1 protein-coding gene is annotated in these 666 nt (G+C 54.2%); it reads right to left on the minus strand.

Annotated features, from left to right (window positions below):
- Positions 1–666, minus strand: a 666-nt coding sequence (locus R7E78_RS27210; protein WP_318058760.1) for a sigma 54-interacting transcriptional regulator, incomplete at both ends; no start/stop codon positions are given.

Below are 666 nucleotides of genomic sequence, written 5' to 3' on the forward strand. Positions count from 1 at the left end.
GAACTGGCCATCCGCCAACACGCGCAGCAAACGAGTTTGGATATCCAGCGGCATGTCCCCGATTTCGTCCAAAAAGAGCGTGCCTCCGTTGGCTTGCTCGAAGCGGCCTTGACGAACACTGTTCGCGCCCGTAAATGCGCCTTTTTCGTGACCGAACAACTCAGACTCAATCAAGTCTTTTGGAATCGCGGCCATATTGCGAGCGATAAAAGGGATGTTGGCGCGAGGGCTATGGCGGTGAAGGGCATGAGCAACCAGCTCTTTACCCGTACCGGACTCCCCGTTGATCAGAACGGAAATCGACGAGCGAGAAAGGCGGCCAATAGCGCGGAACACTTCCTGCATTGCTGGCGCTTCACCGATGATCTCTGGCGTGTCGGCCGGGGCATCTTCTGAAGACAATTGCTCGCGTTTGTTTTCATGGCTGTGGGCAATCGCACGTTCGACCAGCGTTAAGGTTTCATCGATATCAAATGGTTTTGGCAGATACTCGAACGCGCCTTTTTGATAGGCGTTGACGGCAGCATCTAAGTCGGAATGCGCGGTCATGATGATCACGGGTAAATCAGGGTAATCACGTTGCACTTGCTTGAGCAGTTCTAATCCGTCGATGCCGGGCATGCGAATATCAGACACCAGTACGTCTGGCACTTCGCGCTCAAGCGC

The sequence above is a fragment of the Vibrio sp. YT-19(2023) genome, from assembly GCF_033337395.1.